Annotated in this window: 15 protein-coding genes and 1 pseudogene; 4 read left to right on the top strand and 12 right to left on the bottom strand. The window is 58.7% G+C overall.

Features of this window, described 5'->3' with window-relative positions:
* Positions 1-109 precede the first annotated feature (109 nt).
* A complete protein-coding gene (locus HMPREF2845_RS01750) occupies positions 110-1,519 on the top strand; it encodes a chloride channel protein (RefSeq protein ID WP_070633737.1) in 1,410 nt (469 codons plus the stop codon).
* Between the two features lie 76 nt (positions 1,520-1,595).
* Here HMPREF2845_RS01750 and HMPREF2845_RS09390 read toward each other — a convergent pair whose 3' ends face one another.
* The 6 genes from HMPREF2845_RS09390 to HMPREF2845_RS01720 all read right to left on the bottom strand — a co-directional run bounded on the left by HMPREF2845_RS09390 (position 1,596) and on the right by HMPREF2845_RS01720 (position 10,278).
* Positions 1,596-2,144, bottom strand: coding sequence for a DUF6609 family protein (locus tag HMPREF2845_RS09390; protein ID WP_070633736.1), 549 nt, complete (start codon positions 2,142-2,144; stop codon positions 1,596-1,598).
* Positions 2,145-2,537: 393 nt separating this feature from the next.
* Positions 2,538-3,557, bottom strand: a complete 1,020-nt coding sequence (locus HMPREF2845_RS01740) for a hypothetical protein (RefSeq protein ID WP_070633735.1) — start codon at positions 3,555-3,557, stop codon at positions 2,538-2,540.
* A 153-nt stretch (positions 3,558-3,710) separates the two neighbouring features.
* Positions 3,711-5,312 carry a hypothetical protein gene (locus HMPREF2845_RS01735; RefSeq protein ID WP_070633734.1) on the bottom strand — a complete coding sequence of 534 codons (1,602 nt, stop codon included), beginning with the start codon at positions 5,310-5,312 and terminating at the stop codon, positions 3,711-3,713.
* A 111-nt stretch (positions 5,313-5,423) separates the two neighbouring features.
* A complete protein-coding gene (locus tag HMPREF2845_RS01730; RefSeq protein WP_070633733.1) occupies positions 5,424-6,395 on the bottom strand; it encodes a Ppx/GppA family phosphatase in 972 nt (323 codons plus the stop codon).
* Positions 6,396-6,661: 266 nt separating this feature from the next.
* Positions 6,662-9,478 (bottom strand): type I DNA topoisomerase, encoded by a 2,817-nt coding sequence (gene topA / locus HMPREF2845_RS01725; protein ID WP_070633732.1) that lies wholly within the window; start codon positions 9,476-9,478, stop codon positions 6,662-6,664.
* A gap of 341 nt (positions 9,479-9,819) precedes the next feature.
* Positions 9,820-10,278 (bottom strand): pyridoxamine 5'-phosphate oxidase family protein, encoded by a 459-nt coding sequence (locus tag HMPREF2845_RS01720; protein ID WP_044145909.1) that lies wholly within the window; start codon positions 10,276-10,278, stop codon positions 9,820-9,822.
* 144 nt (positions 10,279-10,422) lie between these two features.
* Here HMPREF2845_RS01720 and HMPREF2845_RS01715 point away from each other — a divergent pair, with 144 nt between their 5' ends.
* A complete protein-coding gene (locus tag HMPREF2845_RS01715; protein ID WP_246824584.1) occupies positions 10,423-12,174 on the top strand; it encodes a DUF7059 domain-containing protein in 1,752 nt (583 codons plus the stop codon).
* 2 nt (positions 12,175-12,176) lie between these two features.
* Positions 12,177-12,725: a pyrimidine dimer DNA glycosylase/endonuclease V gene (locus tag HMPREF2845_RS01710; RefSeq protein ID WP_070633730.1), complete on the top strand. Its 549-nt coding sequence runs from the start codon at positions 12,177-12,179 to the stop codon at positions 12,723-12,725.
* A gap of 261 nt (positions 12,726-12,986) precedes the next feature.
* On the opposite strand, the pseudogene HMPREF2845_RS09490 reads toward HMPREF2845_RS01710, so the two are convergent.
* From HMPREF2845_RS09490 to HMPREF2845_RS01680, 6 genes and pseudogenes are all read right to left on the bottom strand, one after another.
* Positions 12,987-13,073: pseudogene (locus HMPREF2845_RS09490) on the bottom strand (luciferase); the annotation flags it as partial.
* Positions 13,074-13,111: 38 nt separating this feature from the next.
* A complete protein-coding gene (locus HMPREF2845_RS01700; protein ID WP_049347144.1) occupies positions 13,112-13,762 on the bottom strand; it encodes a cation diffusion facilitator family transporter in 651 nt (216 codons plus the stop codon).
* Entirely contained in the window at positions 13,759-14,118 is a 360-nt protein-coding gene (locus HMPREF2845_RS01695) for a Cd(II)/Pb(II)-sensing metalloregulatory transcriptional regulator CmtR (protein WP_005504697.1), read from the bottom strand. The genes HMPREF2845_RS01700 and HMPREF2845_RS01695 overlap by 4 nt, the downstream gene beginning before the upstream one ends.
* 195 nt (positions 14,119-14,313) lie before the next feature.
* Positions 14,314-15,402, bottom strand: a complete 1,089-nt coding sequence (locus HMPREF2845_RS01690) for an LLM class flavin-dependent oxidoreductase (RefSeq protein ID WP_005504696.1) — start codon at positions 15,400-15,402, stop codon at positions 14,314-14,316.
* A gap of 326 nt (positions 15,403-15,728) precedes the next feature.
* The gene (locus tag HMPREF2845_RS01685) at positions 15,729-16,226 is read right to left on the bottom strand and encodes a GyrI-like domain-containing protein (RefSeq protein WP_005504695.1); all 498 of its coding nucleotides are present in this window, start codon (positions 16,224-16,226) and stop codon (positions 15,729-15,731) included.
* Positions 16,226-17,137: an oxygen-dependent tRNA uridine(34) hydroxylase TrhO gene (locus tag HMPREF2845_RS01680; protein WP_070633729.1), complete on the bottom strand. Its 912-nt coding sequence runs from the start codon at positions 17,135-17,137 to the stop codon at positions 16,226-16,228. The genes HMPREF2845_RS01685 and HMPREF2845_RS01680 overlap by 1 nt, the downstream gene beginning before the upstream one ends.
* A 211-nt stretch (positions 17,138-17,348) precedes the next feature.
* On the opposite strand from HMPREF2845_RS01680, the gene HMPREF2845_RS01675 reads away from it, so the two are divergent.
* Positions 17,349-20,156 (top strand): DEAD/DEAH box helicase, encoded by a 2,808-nt coding sequence (locus HMPREF2845_RS01675; protein WP_070633728.1) that lies wholly within the window; start codon positions 17,349-17,351, stop codon positions 20,154-20,156.
* The last annotated feature ends 9 nt before the right edge of the window (positions 20,157-20,165 follow it).

Below are 20,165 nucleotides of genomic sequence, written 5' to 3'. Positions count from 1 at the left end.
GGGCGTAATTCTGCGGGCGTAGAATGAAAACAGCTTCGCCCGTGGCAATTTGTGCCGGGCATGAAGCCTCCAACACCACACAGCACGCAACACACAAACCCCTTTTTCTATGTCTTCTCATACTGGTTCTTCCTCGAATTCTTTCCCGAATAGCCCGCAGAATCCTGCGGGTTTCCGTTCTTTTTCGTTTCGCCTCCTGCTGGGGCTGACCCTTGCCGCGCTGGTCACGGGCGTGTTCAGCGGCTTGGGCGCGATTGCTCTGCATTATGTTCTGGACTTTATGCAGGAGCTAACTTTCGGTCAGTCTGAGGGGCATCACCCAATGGTGACTGACGGCGCCGATCCGGCGCGTCGTGCCCTGGTTTTGGCGGCGCTGGGCCCGTTTGTGGCGCTGGTGTGGTACTACCTGCAGTCCGGTGGGCGGCGTGTGGTCGGCGTGAAGTCGCAGATTGCCGGTGCTACCGAGGAGGACCGCACCCCGTCGCTGTGGCGGCAGATTTCGCATTCGGTGATTCAGATTGTTGCGGTGGGTGCGGGCTCTCCTGTGGGTAAGGAGGTCGCGCCTCGTGAGCTGGGTGCTTTGGCGGCTGGCCGTACCTCGAATCTGCTGGAGCGTCTTGGTTTTGTGGGCGCTGACGGTGCCGCGCTGTTGGGTGTTCGTGAGCGTAGTCTGCTGGTGGCGGCGGGTGCGGCGTCTGGTTTGGCGGCGGTGTATCAGGTGCCGATTGGTGGCGTGGTGCACCTTGTGGAGGCGATGGCTGTTGGTTTGAGCCTGCGGTCGCTGTATGTGGGTGCGGTGACGGTGTGGACGGCTACGGTCACGGCGAATCTGGTGATCGTCAATGAGCCGACGTACCCGGTGCCGCAGCTTCCGTTGGATGCGACGACGCTGACGGTGGCGGCGCTGACGGGTGTGGTGTTGACTCCGTTGGCGTTGGGTTTTAGGGCGTTGTCGCAGCGTGCGGAGAAGTTGAAGGCGAAGGATCGTTCTCTTCTGTGGCGTATTCCTGTGGCGTTTGCGCTGGTCGCGGTGGTTTCGCTGTGGCTTCCGGAGATTCTGGGTAATGGTCGTCTGCTGACTCAGCACACGTTTAATGTGTCGTTGGATGCGGCGGCGGGCGGTTTGACTGCGGCGGCGGCAGTGTATGTGTTGGCGTTGTGTGTGGCGAAGGCTGCCGTGGTGGTGTTGAGTCTGCGTTTCGGTTCTTATGGCGGTACGTTGACGCCGGGTTTGGCGTTGGGTGCGGCGGCTGCGTTTTGTGTGGCGGCGCTGGCACTGTGGGCGTTCCCTGCTTTGGGTGGGGTGCCAGGTGGTGCGTCGATGGTGTTGTATGCGGCGGCGTTGACGGGTACGGCGGCGTTTTTGGGTATTTCGATGAATGCGCCGCTGTCTGCGCTGACATTGTTGATTGGTTTTACGGGTCAGGGTGCGAGTGCGTGGCTGCCGATGGCGGTTGCGGTGGGCACGGCGGTGCTGACCCGCTGGGCGTGGACGCGGGCGTTTGGTGCTAAGAAGTAGCTTTCAGAAATAGGGGCGGCCCCGGATGCGTGTGTGCGTCCGGGGCCGCCCTGATTTGTTGCGCCGAAGAACTGCCTTAAATTTGCTTTGACGGCTTTGAAAGGAATAGCAGATAGATTCCGAAGATGATCTTAATCGCCGCGTCGATATATGCGATTACTTCTAACGGAATGTTGGTAAAAATATATCCCGCAAACACGTTGATGGCACATATAAGACCCAGATATATCATTGACTTTCCATGCACAAAATAGTATGGGAAGAAATGCAGCGCGGTTGCCATCAGCGCTCCCAGCCAAATCAGTCTCCAATTTTCAGTTGCGAAGAATGGGCCGCCCAGCAAAACCATTAAGACAAATAATAGAATAAGGGCACGTGAAGATACTTTCTTTTGAAATTCGCTCGAAGGGCCATCGGCTAGTCTATTCAGCACCTTCTTGTTCATGTTGATCGAGAAAAAGCTAATAACGTAGCCAATGCTGAATACTTGCATATTTATTATTTGTTTTCCTCCGGTCATGGTGGCTATTGCTATAACTGCCGCTACCACAATTAGCCACAGCCCGCACGCCCTCTTATAGTTAAATTCTAACTTTTCGTCTTTGTTGTAGCCCAGAAAAGCCACCGATGCCTCCAATAGTCTCTCGTAAAATTAATTCTCTTGTCGTGCCACTAAATTTTAGTGTAAAAAAGTTCTGCCATATATTAATATGCTACAGCCCTTCTGTCTGCTAATTACCTCCTCTGAAATTGTATCAAGATGGCGATAAAATCCCCCTAAGAAACGAGGTGTCTGCCCCGGATGTGTGTGCGTCCGGGGCCGTTCTTGTTTTATCGCGCTGCACTGAAAGTTGTGCCATAGGTTAGCGTATTTGGTCGTAGCTAAAAACCATGGCAGAAGACGGTAACCTATGGTCGAAATTCTACACGATTTAAAAACACTCCCGCACCCCCCGATAAGGAAACTATCTTGATAATCTTATTTTCTCTTCGATACTAGAAACAGTTTTAAAACTTCTTATATAGCCTCCTGTTTCAAATCCTCTTTCTCGTCAACCCCAAATATCTCTGGCTTATATTTCCCGTAATAGCCCCATTCTCCATGAATAATTCTAGAAAATAAACACAACACCCAATACGGAGAAGCAGCTATCAAAGACTTTAACAACAATGAGACATATTTAATATTCCAATGAGCAGGGAGGCATACATACTCACTATAATCTCTGTCCCATATTGAAACTCTCACTCTTCCAGCATTTCTACCATAGGTATTTACCATCACTAGAAGGTTTTTAAGCTCCTTCTTGGACAGATAACCCTGGAGAACCTTAAGATACGAATACTCAGCAAGATTCTCAGAGCAAACGTAATTTCGAAGAGAGCTAGGGATATAGAGCAATAAACCAATTAAAAACAAAGCAAATATAACTTCAATAATAGTCGATAGATTAAAAATAGAATTCACATCACGATATACAGGCGCAAAAACACTAGACAAGAGCTGGAGGAAAAATATTCCCTGTAGAATGAACTCCACTACCACACTACGCGCTGATTGAAATTTAGGGAAATATCCGGGGAGACTCAGATACTTGCCAACAATAAACCGCTCAGGAAGATTAAGTATCTTTTTCTGGGCATTTGTATCCGAACAGACACTAAGAACTTTTCGCTCCCACACAGCTCGTTCAAGAGCAGCTTTTCGAGATGCTTCAATCTCCCTATATTCTTCAGAAGCTACAGAAAGCGCATCTACATTTCCAAACTTGACAAGCTCTTTATATTTCTCTGACACTTCGAGCCAGGTCTTATAACGAGTTAACTCAGGTGGCATCCCTTGTTTGGAGAGTTCCATCTGCTTAGTCTCCCTGCGAGCAGTCAGTATAAGACTCAAAGCGGCGATAACTGCCGTTGCAATTGGTGCGACGGCGGAAATCAGTACTTTGCCAAGATCATGGTCGTGGGTCCAATGCCAGAGATAATCCCAGCTGAATCCCTCAGCCAGCACCTGCGCTAACAGTAGTTGGTTTATCATCAGTGATTGTTCCTTTCTTCGTATTGTCGATTAATTACCTAGCGAAAATTTCACACTTCTCATAGCCTCCTTATTAAATTTACCGAAGCCCTACCCATAAAAAATATTTTCATTACTACATAAATTCCTGCCCATCTGTAAACCCAAAAATATTTAAGGCCACATGTGGCGGAGAGATTTTGAAGGCCTAGAATTAGATGCCCTCGAATACCGATAAAGTTTTTTCCTATTGCAAGCGGAAGATAAGCTATCTTCCCCCAATTCAGATTTATATACTGCATAGTAATCACTAATTTTCCGCACTGACATATAAATATAAGCTATAGCTAAATAATCCAGAGGTTTACCAGCTTTAGAGTCTTCAATATAGCAGGGTATAAACTTATCAGAGTACAATTTAAGTTCTTTGTCAAAAATGCACTTTATATCATACTGCCATAATTTCATTACCAAGTAAGCACTAAATATTGAGATTATAAATATGACCATGAGAGCTACTAGGCTAGACTTCACTGATTTATCAGCAGATTCCAAATATAACTTGTACAAATAGGCCAATATCAGAAAAATAAATAGAATATACGTAGTTCTATATAGCAGCTTTCCAACTAAGTCAACCCAAAAGTACCTGACCCAAATAAAAATCCTATGCCACCAACTCAAATCTGACGTTTCCGTAATATACAGTCCCTTATATAAATGCCCGCTTTCAAAAATCCTAATAAGCAACTCAACTAGAAAAATACCCAGAATAACACCAAAAACCGAGCTAGCAAATTCAAATGACCCAGTGACAAGAAAAACTGATAACGGGCTGAATAATAAGCAAATGATACACAAGAAACTCAGCCCAGGACTTCTAAGCAGTTCACCAAGACCCCTGAGGTATAGATTTGTTTTTACTTTGAAACTAAATCCAATATGGCTAATCTCAGATACAAAACGGTCGCCATATTTACAGCCTAAATCAATATGTCTATCTGTAGCATCAGAATCATTCGATTCAATCTTTGGCTCTGCAAGCAAAGAGTCCACCACGAAATACTCATCGACATGAGATTTGTTGATCTTTTTATATATATTATTAAATTTTTTCAGTCTAGATACATTTTCAATCAGAATATCCTTTTCACTGTAAGTTAACATCAATCCAGAAGATAGTGTAAACCAAGCAAAAAATACAATGAGCCACTGAGGAATATCTCCATACCTTGAAAGATCAATTTCAACAGGAACGAAATAAGTACCCCACCCAGGACCTACACGCCATGGTCCAAAAAACTCAGGAGCATACGATGTACCCTGAAGGTATCCCGCAAAAGCAGCATACCAAAAATTTATAATAAACACCATAGAAACAATGTAACTAACACATTTAGCAAATTTTCGATAGGCTGCACGGCGAGCGTCACCCAAAGGGCCCTCTACCCCATCTGCAAATTTACCTACACTAACATATAGACTCAAAAGAAGACTAGCCAAGGAAGCAAGAATTCCAATCCGTATATCAAAGATATAATACGGAACATTAAATACAACCTGAAATATCAAACTAATTGAACTACCTGTTTTTTCAGGATTGGAAATAAATGCCAAAATTGCTGGAAATATTACAAAGAAATAAGCTATAGTTACGATACCAAAAAGATTAAAAGGGGCATTAATAATATATTTTCTAAATATTTTTCTCCGTTTTTCTTCATGCTCTTCGCCCCAGGCCTCATTGACCTCGTCAATAACTTCTTGGATTTTCATCGGTGATTGTTCCTTTCCTACATCTTTGTCGGCGGGATATACACGTTATATGCGGTGACCCCGCAGGCCGGTGCCCATTACGCACCTGCCTGCAGGGTTCATCATCATGTTCTACTCACCCAGGAGGGTCTTCGGGTTGACCGGAGTACCCGTACCCTCCGCCAGGTGCTCAATACGCTTCAAGATCAGGCCCTCACGCAGCGCCCACGGGCACACGCGCATCGTCTCAACCCCAAACGCCTCCATCGCCGCCTCCGCAGCGATAGCGCCCGCCAGCATCTGCTCCGCACGCGCCTTCGAAACACCCGGCAAATCGCTACGCTCAGACACCGTCATCGCCTCCATGCGACGAGTCCACAGGCGCAAATCCTGCAAATGCATCTCACGCTTCACATGCGGGCCCGCCGAATACGGCGCCGCACCACAAATACGCGCCAACGAACGGAACGTCTTCGACGTACCCACCGTCATATCAGGCGCACCATAACGCAACAGATTCTCCGCCACCGGGGCGATCTGCTCACGCACATACTTACGCAGACGCTTCACCTGCTTCGGCTTCGGCGGCTGCTCATCAAAAAACTCACGCGTCAAACGGCCCGCACCCAACGGCACGCTCATCGCCGCATCCGGCAACGCATTCGTACCCGTCGAAAACTCAAACGAGCCGCCACCAATATCAAAATCAAGGATGCGGCCCGCGCCCCAACCCTGCCAGCGGCGCACCGCAAAGTACGTAATCGCCGCCTCCTGATCACCCGAAATACCGTTCAGGCCCACGCCGGTCTGCTCACGCACCTGATGCAGCACCGCCGCACCATTACCCGCCTCACGGATAGCACTCGTGGAGAACGCCAGCAGGTCCTCCGCCTCATTCTCGATCGCGAAGTCGCGGGCGCTAGTCACGAAGCGGGTCAGTGCGTCCGCGCCCTCCTGCGAAATGTTGCCCTCAGCGTCGAGGTACTGCACGAGCTGCAGCGGAATTTTATGGGACGCGTACGGTTCGGGGCGCGCTCCAGGGCTGCCGTCAATCAGTAGCAGGTGGACCGTATTCGACCCGACATCCAGAACTCCCAGGCGCACGATGCGCTCCCCTCCCCCGCCCCGCGGCGGGATATTGTCTGTGTGCGGTACCGCAGGTGCGGCGCCTCTTCCAGTCTGTCAGAGGCGCGGCTCACTCCGCAAACAATCCGGGCGGATGCCCAGCATCAGCACAGCGAGGGTATAAAAACGTAGCGCGGGCACAAACGTTCCCCGGACACGCAAAAGCCCGAGCGCGCAAAAGGCGCAGGAGGCGCCCCACCCCGCTAAGGGGTTCGGGACGCATCCTGCGCCTTCAGGTAGAAGAGCTACTCGGCGGTCTTCTTCGCCGCGGTCTTACGAGTGGTCGTCTTCTTCGCGGTAGTAGACTTTGCGGTCGTCTTCTTAGCAGTAGTCTTCTTAGCCGTGGTGGTCTTCTTCGCGGCGGTCTTACGCTTGACCGGGCCCTTCGCACGCTTGTCAGCAAGCAGCTGCACCGCACGCTCGTGGGTCAGCGACTCGACCGACTCCGCACGCGGAACCGTAATGTTCGTAATACCGTCGGTGATGTACGGGCCAAAGCGGCCGTCCTTCACCACAATCTTCTTCTCGCTGACCGGGTCCACACCCAGCTCAGCCAGCGGAGGCTTAGCCGCCGCACGACCGCGCTGCTTCGGCTGGGAGTAAATCTCCAGGGTCTGCTCCAGCGTAATCGTGAAGATTTCGTCCTCGCTGCCAATCGAGCGGGAGTCCGTGCCCTTCTTCAGGTACGGGCCAAAGCGGCCGTTCTGCACGGTGATTTCCACGCCCTCAGCGTCGGTACCGAGCACGCGCGGCAGGCTCATCAGCTGCAGTGCCTGCTCAAGGGTCACGGTCGCCAGGTCCATGGACTTGAACAGGGACGCGGTGCGCGGCTTGGCGGGCTTCGGCTTCTTCTTCGGCTTGGGCTTGCCGTTCTTGTAGTATTCGGTCGGCTGCGCGTCCAGGTACGCCTGAATCTGCTCCTCGGTCATCTCTTCGATGACTTCGGTGACGTAGGGGCCGTAGCGGCCGTCGCGTGCCACGATCTGGTTGCCGGAGACCGGGTCCACGCCGAGCACACGGCCGTCGGACTTGCCCTGTTCGAGCAGTTCGCGTGCCTTCTCTTCGGTCAGTTCGTCCGGTGCCAGGTCGGCGGGTACGTTCGCGCGAATCGGTTCGGTCAGTTCGCCGGTCTCGGTGTCGAGGGTGCCTTCGGCTTCCAGGTAGGGGCCGAACTTGCCCACGCGCAGCACAATGCCGTCCGCAATCGGGATGGAGTTGATGCTGCGGGCGTCAATCTCGCCGAGGTTGTCCACGATGGGCTTCAGACCGCGCTTGGAGCCGCCGCCGAAGTAGAACTCGCCCAGCCATTCGACGCGGGATTCTTCGCCGCGTGCGATGCGGTCGAGGTCTTCTTCCATCTGCGCGGTGAACTCGTAGTTCACGTAGGGGCCGAAGCTGGATTCGAGCAGGCGCACCACGGAGAACGCGATCCAGGACGGGATCAGCGAACCAGAACGAACGTTCACGTATCCGCGGTCCATGATGGTCGAAATAACCGCCGCGTAGGTGGACGGGCGGCCAATGCCCAGCTCGTCCAGGGTCTTCACCAGGGATGCCTCGGTGTAGCGCGGGGGCGGCAGGGTCTCGTGGCCGGCGGGTTCAATCGCCTCGGCGGTCAGTGCCTCGCCGGTGGTCAGGTTCGGCAGGCGCTTCTCAGCGTCCTTCGCCTCACGCTCAGCCACGCGGGATGCGTCAACGCCCTCCTCGTAGGCGGCGAGGAAGCCGCGGAAGGTGATGACGGTACCGGATGCTGCGAACTCGGCGTCCTGGCCGTTAGATGCCACGGCGCCCAGGCGCACGGAGGCGGTGGAACCGGTCGCGTCAGCCATCTGGGAGGCGACGGTACGCTTCCAGATCAGTTCGTAGAGGCGGAACTCGTCATTGGACAGGGAGCCGCGTACAGCATCCGGAGTGCGGAAGGTGTCACCGGCGGGGCGGATTGCTTCGTGGGCTTCCTGTGCGTTCTTGCTCTTGGAGGTGTACACGCGCGGTGCGGAGGGCACGAATTCTGCGCCGTACAGCTCGGATGCCTGGCGACGTGCGGCGGAGATTGCCTGCTCGCTCAGTGCCACCGAGTCGGTACGCATGTAGGTGATGTAACCGTTTTCGTAGAGGCGCTGCGCCACCTGCATGGTCACGCGGGAGGAGAAACGCAGCTTACGTGCGGCTTCCTGCTGCAGGGTGGAAGTGGTGAACGGCGCTGCCGGGCGGCGCTTGTACGGCTTGGTCTCAACGGAGCGTACGGAGAACGCGGCGGACTGCAGGGCTGCGGCGAGCGCGCGGGCGGCTTCCTCATTCAGGTGGGTGACCTTGGAGGTGTTGAGGGTGCCGTTGTCGGCGAAGTCCTTGCCGGTGGCGATGCGGTTACCGTCTACGGCGACCAGCTTGGCGTCGAAGCCTTCGGAGGCTGCGGTCAGGAAGCGTCCGGTCAGGTCCCAGTAGTTGGCGGCGACGAATGCCATGCGTTCGCGTTCGCGTTCAACGACGAGGCGGGTTGCGACGGACTGCACGCGACCTGCGGAGAGGCCGCGGCCGACCTTGCGCCAGAGTACGGGGGAAATTTCGTAACCGTAGATGCGGTCGAGGATGCGGCGGGTTTCCTGCGCGTCGACCAGGTGCAGGTCGATATCGCGCAGTTCGCCGAAGGCACGCTGAATGGCTTCCCGGGTGATTTCGGGGAAGGTCATGCGGTAGACGGGTACCTTGGGCTTGAGGACTTCCTTCAGGTGCCATGCGATGGCTTCACCTTCGCGGTCACCATCGGTTGCCAGGTAGAGCGCGTCTACTTCTTTGAGCTTGCGCTTGAGTTCGGCGACCTTTTTCTTTTTGTCGGGATTGACCACGTAGTAGGGTTCGAAGTTCTCTTCAACGTTGACAGCGAACTTGCCGACGGGGCTCTTTTTGAGGTTTTCGGGCAGTTCGGAGGGCTGCGGAAGGTCGCGGATATGGCCCATGGACGAGTCGACGAGGTAGTCCTCGCCGAGGTAGCTGCTAATGGTTTTGACCTTGGAGGGAGACTCCACAATCAGCAGGGCTTTTCCGGTCTTTGCCTGAGCGGGCACGGCACTCCTCTATCTGTGTGTTGAAAAGCTACGTATTCAACCATAACCTACGCTGGCGCTTGTGGGCGCCGACAGGGTGTGGTGTACGTGGGGTGAGGTGATCGGTGGGGGTGTAGTTTATGTTGGGTTGATGTGGTGCGCTCGGTGCGTTTCATGCGGCGAGCGCGCGGTGACCCGGCACTGGGCGAGCTGGCACGGTTCTAGTTGATGAGGACCGGGCGTGTTGAGCTTGCACGAGTGCGCAGGGTACTCGGTACATCATACGGTACCGGAGCGGTGGTGTGTGCACGGGATACATGGGGGCGGTTGCTGGGGCGCACCGCACCCGCTCACCTGCGTTTCTAGCTGGTGAGGGTATCAGAGTCGGGGTGGGTGCCGTCCAGGTATGCGGGCAACAGCGGGTATTCGCGGCCGTACACGGTCTGCGGCGCAATGCGCACCCACTGCATTTCGTGGGTTTCGGAGTCGGGCAGGTCGAAGGTGCGCACAATCTGCGGGGTCATTTCCGGCGGTAGCCAGTGGGCGATACCGACCACGATGACGGAGCGGATGCCGTCTTCGAGGGTTTCGTCGATTTCGAAAGCGACGCGGCGGCTGACCACCACGGAGGAGAACTTGTTGCCGCGGGTGGTGCGGATGTAGATTTCCTGCTTGTCGTCTTGGCTGGCGACGGCGTAGAGCACGGGCAGCACATCAACGTGCTGTCCGTCAGTGAGGATGAGGCGGCCGAGAGTGTTTGCGTGCAGACGCTCCCAGCACTTGTCGACGCTGATACTTTCATCGGGGTACAGGTTACTCATGGTTTCAGTGTATGCGATGGGGTGGGCGCTCTTGCGCAGATGACGGTTTTGGTCAGTGGGTGGGTCGGGGCCGTGTCATTGCGCTGCCGCCTATACGCGGTGGGCGCGCCCGGGCATATGCGGCGGGTGCGTAGAATGGTGTGCATGACTATTTCTGCCGCCTCTTTTGCTCCCGAGTACGCCGCCGTTGCGGATGCTCCCCGCAGCGATGATTACGCCCGCCTGACCCGCATCCGTGAACGCCTGTTGGCGTTGAACTACAGCTATGACGCTGTGCAGGAGCTGCTGGGTGTTGAGGCGGCTGAGGCGATGGCTCGCGACCAGGTGGTTCCGGGCTTGTGGCGTGTGGAGCATATTCTGCGCGGCGATTACAGTGCGGGTGAGAAGAACCTGGCGCGTCTGCTGGCGTTTTTCCTGCTGGCTCGCCCGCTCACCGAAGCGGAGGCAACCGAGGTTTTCGGCGATGCCCTGGTTGACTTCGAGAATGCCGCGCTGATTGAGCGCGACGCTGCGGATTCTACCCGCTGGACCGCCAGCGTTGATTTGCGCCCGCACGCCGCCGATGACGGCACCGAAATCTTTGTTGCCGCCGACCTGGGTGCGCATCAGCGCCCCGGCGTGCTCCGTAAGGATCACGTGCTCGGCATTGGTCACGCCTCCCTGACTTTGGCGCAGATTACCGAGCGCACCCCCGTCAAGCGTGCCCTGGATGTGGGCACCGGCTGCGGTATTCAGACCTTCCACCTGCTTGCCCACGCCGAGCACGTGACCGCCACCGATATTTCGGAGCGCGCCCTGGCGTTCACCCATTTTAACCTACTGCTGAACGCGCAGGCACTCAATATTGATCCGCAGAACCCGCAGGCGCGAGTAAGCCTGCGTGAGGGTTCCCTGCTGGAGCCGGTCGCCGGTGAGCTTTTCGACCTGGTGGTATCGAACCCGCCGTTCGTGATTACCCCGCGCGTTGCCGGTGAGAGCGCCGAAGAGCAGTTCACCTACCGTGACGGCGGCCTGCCCGGTGACGAAATTGTGAGCACGATGGTGCGTCAGCTGCCGTCGGTGCTGGTGCCCGGTGGCCGCGCGCAGATGCTGGGCAACTGGGAAATTATTCGCGATTCGGCGGACCCGGACGCACCGCGCCCGTGGGATGAGCGTCCGCGCGCCTGGGTTGCCGACGGCGGCGCGGAGGCGTGGTTTATTCAGCGTGAGGCGCTGACCCCCGCCTCCTACGCGGAGACCTGGTTGAAGGATGCGAGCGAGAACCGCGACCGCAGCCACTACGAGCAGACCTACGTGGCGTACCTGAACGACTTCGCTTCCCGGAACGTTCATTCTATTGGTTTCGGCATGATTTGGCTGCGCCGCCCGACCGAGGCAACCGCGGCAGGGGTGACCGAGCCCCTACAGCGTTTCGAGGAGATTACCTACCCGATTCAGCAGCCCATCGCCCGCGCCCTCACCGAGTCCGTGCGCCGCTACGACCGCCTCGCCGCCATGGACGATGAGGCGCTCCTTACCGCACACCTGGAGGTCGCCGAGGACGTCACCGAGGAACGCCACGGCCGCCCCGGCGCCGAGCATCCCAGCGTCATTTTGCTGCGTGCCGGTTCGGGTCTGTGCCGCACCCAGCTGCTCTCCACCGAGACCGCTGGTTTTGCGTCGGCGAGCGATGGTGAGCTTGCCGTGGGTCAGATTGTGGCGGCTCTTGCCATGCTACTGTCCTGGCCCGAATACGACGAGGCTGCCGCCGCCGCACGCGGTACGCAGGAGCAGCATCCGCGCGACACCCTGCTGCACGCGGTGCGCGAGCTGGTGCTCAAGAGCTTCCTGCACTTTAGCGACGAGCACGCGGGCGCAGCATCGGCTGACGAGAGCACTGCAGAAGCGCAGGGCTAGGCGTGCGTATTTGGTCTCTTCACCCCTGTCTGCTCGATCGGCGCGCCCTGGTCGCCTGCTGGTGTGAAACTCTGCTGGCGCAGAAGGTTCTGCGGGGCCTGACTCGCGGGTACACGAACCATCCGCAGCTGATTCGTTTTCGCGCGCACCCGCAGCCGCTGGAGGCGGTTGCCGCTTACCTGTCCGGGCTGGCGGATGAGGCGGATGCCCGCGGCTACTCGTTCAACCGCGCACTGATTGGCGCGGGCGAAGACGATGCGGGCAAAGATAGCACAAACGAAAATAGCGCAGGCAAAAACGGTACCGATAAAAACTGCGCTGACAAGGCAGAAAACCCGTACGCTTCGGTCGCGCGTATTCCCGTTTCTTTGGGTCAGTTGGAGTACGAGCTTGCTTTCCTACAGCACAAGGTGGCTGGGCGCGACCCCGAGTGGGAGCATCGGTTGAGCGAGCGCCTGGCGGCGCGCGGCGAGCTGGCGGCGTGTGCGCATCCGCTGTTTGAGGTGGTTCCGGGGGCTATTGAGCCTTGGGAAAAGACGAAAGACTTTTAGACAGAAGGATTTCTAAGAACGTGAGCATAGTAATGCCCCGGCGGAACCCTTGCGGGTGCCTGCCGGGGCATCGCTGTATGTGTGGCTCAAGCTGTATGGGGACAAACATCTCAGCGCATTACAGAGCGCTGGAAACAGCTTGGCACGGGGTCTTTACCCAAGGACCTTTGCCCAAGGACCTTCACCTCAGGACTTTTACTTGGTGGCCAGCGCGGGCTTAATTTCCTTCACGATTGCCTCCAGCATCTTCAGGTTGAAGTCCACGCCCAGCTGCAGTCGACCCGCCGCAATGAGATCGGCCATGACGGCAAGTTCAGCCATGTAGAGCGGGTTTTCGTAGCGCATGTCTGGGTTGCAGCACTGGCTCTTCATCGTCGGGTGACGGGTTAGTCGTCCTCGTCTTCAAGGTCCTCTAGCACTTCGAACGGCGACTCGACGTCGCCGCGCCAGGCCTCCAGGCCTTCGCGCACCGCGAGCACCGCCACGACCAGCGCCGCGACCGAGTCAGCCCACCACCAGCCGAACAGGCTGTCGAGGACGAGGCCGATGAACACTGCACCGGAGAGGTAGATACACAGGATGAGCTGCTTGGCGTCGGCCATCACGCTCTTGGAGCCCAGCTCCCGCCCGGTGCGGACCTCAATCCACGCCAGCAGAGGCATGACGACCAGGCTCAGCGCGGTGATACCGAGACCCAGCGGGCTGCGGTCGGGGCCCTCCTGGCCGACCAGGGCCAGCACCGCGTCGATCGAGACGTAGGCCGCCAGCGCGAAGAACGCGATGCCGATGGCCTTGACGGTGACCGTTTCCCACCGCTCAGGGTCCTTGCGGGTGAACTGCCAGGTGATAGCCGCGGCCGAGAGTACCTCGACAACCGAGTCGAGCCCGAAGCCAATGAGCGCCGCGGACGAGGCGAGGACGCCTGCCCAGACTGCGACGATTGCCTCGATTACGTTGTACGTGATCGTGAAGCCAACGATGAAGCGGACGCGCCGGTGCAGCATCGCGCGGCGCGCGGTGGTCAGGGTCTCGCTCATGCTCCCGCCGCCGTTCCACAGCAGCCCGACACCGAGCATTCCGAGTCGATGCACGGCGCGGCCTCGTCCACCGCGAGCGTGACGTCAATCAGGGACGTCAGTGCCGCGGCGAGGTGCGGGTCGGCGATCTCGTAGCGCGTCTGGCGGCCCTCGGGCTCGGCGACGACGATTCCGCAATCGCGCAGGCAGGTCAGGTGGTTGGACACGTTCGAGCGGGTCAGTTCCAGCTCGCGCGAGAGCACGGCTGGATAGCTCGGGCCGCTGAGGAGGGTCATCAGAATCCGGGAACGTGTCGGGTCGGCCATGGCGCGGCCGAGCCGGTTCATAACGTCGAGGTGTGAAGCAATAGTCAGCATACGATGACTATACAGTGATAACTGACCAATTGTCCACTTGCGCGGACTGCCGCACGTGCTCCGCGCCCTTGCCCTCGGGAGGCGGCAGAGTTCGCGCTCATCAGCGACCACCGCCCATCACGGAAGCGACGGCGGCACGCTGGCGCGAAACTCTGCTAGCGCAGAAGGTTCTGCGGAATCTTCACCTCAGGGGCTTTACTTAGTGGTCAGCGCGGGCTTGATCTCCTTCACGATTGCGTCGAGCATCTTCAGATTGAAGTCCACACCCAGCTGGTTCGGGATCGTCAGCAGCACGGTGTCTGCCGCCTGAACCGCCTCGTCACGGGCAAGCTCTTCAGCAATATCCGCCGGGTCGCCAATGTAGCTACGGCCGAAACGCGAGAAGGCGTTGTCGATAATGCCGGTGTAGTCCTGCGAATCCTCCGCGGCACGGCGACCGAAGTAGCGTGCCGAGGTTTCGTCGATAATGGGCAGCACCGAGCGGGAGACCGAAACGCGCGGAACACCGGAGTGACCCGCCTTCACCCACTCGGAACGGAAGAGGCGAATCTGCTGCGCCTGCTGCTGGTCGAAGGGAATACCCTTATCTTCAAGCATCAGGGTCGAAGACATGAGGTTCAGGCCCTTCTGCGCGGTCCACACGGCGGTGCTATCGGTACCCGCGCCCCACCAGATGCGGTCGCGCAGGCCCGGCGACTGCGGCTGGACGGGTGCGTACTTGCCGGGAACGCGAGCGCTGGGCGCCATGCCCTCACCCTCAATTGCCTTGAGGAAAATGTCGAGGTGGCGGCGCGCCATGTCACCCTCGTCTTCGCCCTCTGCCGGGTAGTAGCCGAAGCTTTCGAAGCCGCGAATCACGGATTCGGGCGAGCCGCGGGAGACGCCGAGCTGCAGTCGACCCGCCGCAATGAGGTCAGCCATGGCGGCAAGTTCTGCCATGTAGAGAGGGTTTTCGTAGCGCATATCGATCACACCGGTGCCAAGCTCAATGCGCTCAGTCTTGGCGGCGATTGCGGAGAGTAGCGGGTAGGGGGTCGCCTGCTGCTGGTCAAAGTGGTGTACGCGGAAGAACGCGCCGTCCAGCCCGATGTCTTCGGCACCTACGGCAAGGTCGATTGCCTGATGTAGAGATTCTGCAGCGGAGGGCACGCGGGAGCCGGGGACCTCAGCCCAGTGGCCGAAGGAGAGGAAGCCGAGCTTCTTCTCGTCGCCGCGCATGGGCTCGAGGTGGCTGATGCGGATAGACTCGTCAAGCTGCGGGGTGCTGTTCAGGTTGGTGCTCATGGTTTTTCCTTTGCGGGTTGCGCTCGGGCTCTTGTAGTGCCGGGCTAGTGTTTTAAATCTAAACCCAATTACTTTACATGTCAAGTATTTTGTTTCAGGGTATTACGCACAGAGCATCCCTCCCCAACTTTCGCTGCACACACCACCTGCACGCCTCACCCGCCCGCACGCCTCACCCGCACGAGGCACACATACCGCCACAAAATGCTGGCGCAAAATACAGCCGAAAAGGGCACAAAAAAGCCCGGCGGAACGAACGCATCGCACCACCGGGCCCTTCTATTCAACAGCTAAAACTGCAACTACAACGGCAGAAACAAACTGCCCTAGGAACGCTTCACCAGCGGAACCCACAGCTCCATACGGTAATCAGCCGCCTGCATATCGCCGCGACCGTACACCTCAAGGCCACCCACCGGGCGGTACTGCGGATTCTTCGCGAAGAACGCCTCCTCGAAGCTCGCAAAGCCAGCCGGAATGGACTCCGAAATCGGGCCGGTCACCTCAACCACCGCATAGGTGCTCGCAGGCAACTCCAGCACGCCCAGACCAAGCTTCGCCGCGCTCGCCGGCTCCGACACCAGGAAACCCGCCGTGTAGCGGACCTGGCCCTTCGGGTTCGGCTGAGTGCACACGCCCAGGTACTGGGTCACGTTCAGAACATCCAGCATCGCCGGGGACGCCTTCTGATTCAGCTCATCCCACAGCGAGGAGAAGTCGCCGTCCAGGGGGAACACCTGCGAAACGCCGGCAACGACCATCGCCGGGTGTTCCTCAATGCGAGGTTCAGAAATCTGAACCGCGCCGCCCTTAGCGGCTGCCATTAGGCGTTCGCCTCAGCTGCTTCGCGGTCCACCGAGCACTCGGGCACGCAGTGGCGCTTCGCGTCATCAGCTGCGCACTCGGGGCAGAGCAGAACCAGCTCGCGGCAGGAATCGTTGGAGCAGTTCTCGAACTTGTTCGAGGGGGCGCCGCACTGTTCGCACTTGCCGATGGTGACGGTGTCCGGGGTGAATTCCATGTGCATGCGCTTGTCGAAGACGTAGAGCGAGCCTTCCCACAGTTCCTTATCGCCGTACTTCTCGCCGTAACGCACGATGCCGCCGTCGATCTGGTAGATTTCCATGAAGCCGCGGTTCTTCATGAGCGCGGAGAGAATCTCGCAGCGAATACCGCCGGTGCAGTAGGTGACGACCGGTTTGTCCTTAATGTGGTCGTACTTGCCGGACTCGATCTCGCGGATGAAGTCGTGGGTGGTGCGCACGTCGGGAACGATAGCGTTCTTGAACTTGCCGATCTTCGCCTCGAACGCGTTACGGCCGTCGAAGAAGACCACTTCGTCGCCGCGCTCTTCCACAAGCTTGTTGACCTCTTCAGGCTTCAGGTGCACGCCGCCGCCAACGACGCCGTTCTCGTCCACCTGCAGCTCGTCGGGAGCGCCGAAAGCCACAATCTCGTCGCGTGCCTTCACGGACAGGCGGGGGAAGTCCTCCGCGCCACCCTCGGACCACTTGAACTCCATGTTCTTGAAGCCGGGGTACTTGCGGGTTTCCTTGGTGTACGCCTTGACCGCGTTGATTTCGCCGCCGAGGGTGCCGTTAATGCCGTGCTTGGAAATGAGGATGCGCCCGCGCAGGCCGAGCTTCTCGCAGAGGGCACGCTGCCAGAGCATGACCGCCTGCGGGTCGGCGATGGGGGCGAACTGGTAATACAGAATAATCTTATTTTGAGCCACGAAACTATTTTATCGTCATATACGTCTAAAGCATGCAAATTTTTTGATATGTGCGCGCTGACTACGGGGTCGGCAGTACAGAAGCGGTGCCGAGGCGGGGTTGGGTTCGGGGTTGAACTTGGAGTCGGGGCAGGATTCGAGCTGGTTCGGAGCCAGCATTCAGGGTAGCGAGTGACCGGCGGCAGGTCGGGTTTTAGTCCGCCGCTCTACAATGGAACCCATGCCGCACAGCACCTCCTCGCAGAACGCCAATCAGCACCCCGAACAGCAGCCCGCTCACCGGCACGAGCAGGGGCAGTCTGCGGCGCACCCAAAAACGCTACGCTACCGCGAGCTTCCCGCGAGCGCACAGCAGGTGCTGGCGTCTCTATTGCCGGAGGCGGCACGCACCGGAACCCTGCCCGAGCAGGTGACCCATATTCACACCATTGCCGCCAGGGAGGCGAGCTACGCGCCGTGGCCGCAGTGGTTGCATCCGCGCGTGGTGGAGGCCTTTGAATCGCTCGGTATTGCTGAGCCCTACGCCCACCAGGTGCAGGCGGCAAACGCCGCCCACGCGGGTCTTGATGCGGCGCTGGCGGCGAGTGCGGCGCGCTACGGCTGGCAGGCGGGGCACATTGAGGCTGAGCGTCTTGAGCCTGGGCGCATTGAAGCTGAACGTATTGGGGCGCCGACTCCCGCGCACGCCGAAGACGCGAAGAGCACCGGCAGCGGCAGGCACGTGATTGTGGCGACGGGTACCGCCTCGGGCAAGACCCTGAGCTACCTGATGCCCACCCTGGACGCTATTTATCGTGCATCCTGTGGCGAGCCGGTGAGCTCAACTTCCGCGTATTCCGGGGCAAAAAACCTTAATAATAGAGCGAACGTTCTCTACATTTCACCGGCGAAGGCGCTCTCCGCTGACCAGCTTACCGCCCTCACCTCCTACAACCTGCCAGGGCTCCACGCGGCAAGCTACGACGGCGACACCCCCACCGGCGAACGCCGCTGGATCCGAGAACACGCCAACTTCATCCTCACCACCCCGGACATGCTCAACTACTCAATCCTGAGCAACCACCGGCAGTGGGCATCCTTCCTGCGCGGGCTGCGCTACGTGGTGCTCGACGAGGCACACAGCTACCGCGGCGTCTTCGGCGCGCACATCGCCAACCTGCTGCGCCGCCTGCGCCGCGTCTGCGCACTCTACCGCACCGTGCCCGTGTTCTACGGCGCTTCCGCAACCAGCTCCAACCCGGTCGAGTCTTTCTCCAAGCTCATCGGCGTGCCGCAGCAGGCGGTCACCGCCATTACCGAGTCCACCTCCGCACGCGGTGAAACCACCGTCGCACTCTGGGAGCCCGAATTCATGCCGCCCAAGGCGCACGATCAGCTCGCCAAGGGCACCCGCAGCACCCAGCAGCAGGCGGTCCAGTCGAAGGCTGAGCAGGAGGCGCCGCGCCGCGTCTCCCCCGTGGAGCAGGGCGCGCAAATGCTCACCGACCTGGTGCTTTCCCGCACCCGCTCCCTGGTTTTCGCCGGTTCGCGCCGCAGCGTAGAAATCCTCTCGCAGAAGACCCAACGCTACCTCGACGAGGTGGAGGCGGGCCTCGCCCACCGCGTCGCCGCATACCGCGCCGGGTACACCCCCGAAGAGCGCCGCGAACTCGAACGCAAACTCCGCAACGGCGAACTGCTCGGCCTGGCGAGCACCTCCGCACTGGAGCTGGGCATTGACATCTCCGGACTGGACGCCGTACTCGTGGCGGGCTGGCCGGGTACCCGCGCCTCCTTCATGCAGCGCGTGGGCCGGGCGGGTCGAAGCGGTCAGGACGCGCTCGCAGTGCTCATTGCCGACGACAACCCACTCGACACCTACCTGGTGCACCACCCGGAGGCGATTTTCGGGCAGGAGGTTGAGGCAACCGTATTCGACCCGACGAACCCGTACGTGCTCTCACCGCAGCTGTGCGCCGCAGCGCAGGAGGCACCCATCCGCGCTGAAGAACTGAGTCTCTTCGGTCCGCATACCGCGGCTCTGCTGGACCGACTGGTACAGCAGGGATACCTGCGTCGCCGCCCGGACGGCTGGTATTGGACGCACGCCGAATCAGCCGCCGACCTGGTCGATATCCGCGGCACCGGCGGCGGCCCCTACCAGCTCATCGATGCCGAAGACGGCACCCTGGTTGGCACCATGGACGCCGCGCACGCCATGAGCCAGGGACACCCGGGCGCAATTTACATTCACCAGAGCGCGCAGTATGTGGTTGAGTCCCTCAGCGAGGGCGAGCGCGTGATTCTGCTCAGTCGCGTCTACCCGGACTACTATACGCGCGCCATTGAGAGCACCGAGGTGCGTATTCTGGCGGAGCGTGCGCGGGTTAGTTACGGTGCGCAAAACGCTGTTGGGGAAGCGATTCCCGGCGAGACTGCTCCCAGTGTGCCTACTCCCGGCGAGACTGCTCCCGGCGAACCGCAGCTCGCCCCGCTCACCATGCACCGCGGGCAGGTTCAGGTCACCGATCAGGTCACCGGCTACCGGCGCTTCTCCGTCTACGGCGGCGAATACCTGGGCGAAGAGGCGCAACCCATGCCGCCGGAAGTGCTCATGACCGAGGCGGTCTGGTTCACCTTCGAGCCCAGCTACCTATTCGGCGCGGGCGTGACCGAAGAGGACGGCCCCGGCACCCTGCACGCCGCCGAACACGCCGCCATCGGGCTACTACCGCTCATCGCCACCAGCGACCGCTGGGACTTGGGAGGGCTCTCCACACTGCTTCACGTGGACACCGGCAGACCCACCATTTTCGTCTACGACGCCGCCCCCGGCGGCGCGGGCATTAGCGAGCGCGGCTTCAACGCGGTTACGCAGTGGCTGAGCGCCACCCTCGAAGCCATCGAAAGCTGCGGATGCGACAACGGTTGCCCTTCCTGCGTGCACTCGCCCAAGTGCGGCAACCGCAACGAGCCGCTCAGCAAGCACGGCGCGCGGGCACTACTGCAGGTAATGCTGCGGAGCATGGCGGAGGCGTAGAACGCGCTG

It is taken from the genome of Rothia sp. HMSC065B04, assembly GCF_001812285.1.
GTDB lineage: Bacteria > Actinomycetota > Actinomycetes > Actinomycetales > Micrococcaceae > Rothia > Rothia mucilaginosa.
This window is presented reverse-complemented; position numbering and strand designations above follow the sequence as displayed.

Coding starts and splice junctions, on each gene's coding strand:
- HMPREF2845_RS01750 (WP_070633737.1), top strand. CDS start 110: ATGTCTTCTCATACTGGTTCTTCCTCGAATTCTTTCCCGAATAGCCCG.
- HMPREF2845_RS01740 (WP_070633735.1), bottom strand. CDS start 3,557: ATGATAAACCAACTACTGTTAGCGCAGGTGCTGGCTGAGGGATTCAGC.
- HMPREF2845_RS01735 (WP_070633734.1), bottom strand. CDS start 5,312: ATGAAAATCCAAGAAGTTATTGACGAGGTCAATGAGGCCTGGGGCGAA.
- HMPREF2845_RS01720 (WP_044145909.1), bottom strand. CDS start 10,278: ATGAGTAACCTGTACCCCGATGAAAGTATCAGCGTCGACAAGTGCTGG.
- HMPREF2845_RS01715 (WP_246824584.1), top strand. CDS start 10,423: ATGACTATTTCTGCCGCCTCTTTTGCTCCCGAGTACGCCGCCGTTGCG.
- HMPREF2845_RS01700 (WP_049347144.1), bottom strand. CDS start 13,762: ATGAGCGAGACCCTGACCACCGCGCGCCGCGCGATGCTGCACCGGCGC.
- HMPREF2845_RS01695 (WP_005504697.1), bottom strand. CDS start 14,118: ATGCTGACTATTGCTTCACACCTCGACGTTATGAACCGGCTCGGCCGC.
- HMPREF2845_RS01690 (WP_005504696.1), bottom strand. CDS start 15,402: ATGAGCACCAACCTGAACAGCACCCCGCAGCTTGACGAGTCTATCCGC.
- HMPREF2845_RS01685 (WP_005504695.1), bottom strand. CDS start 16,226: ATGGCAGCCGCTAAGGGCGGCGCGGTTCAGATTTCTGAACCTCGCATT.
- HMPREF2845_RS01675 (WP_070633728.1), top strand. CDS start 17,349: ATGGAACCCATGCCGCACAGCACCTCCTCGCAGAACGCCAATCAGCAC.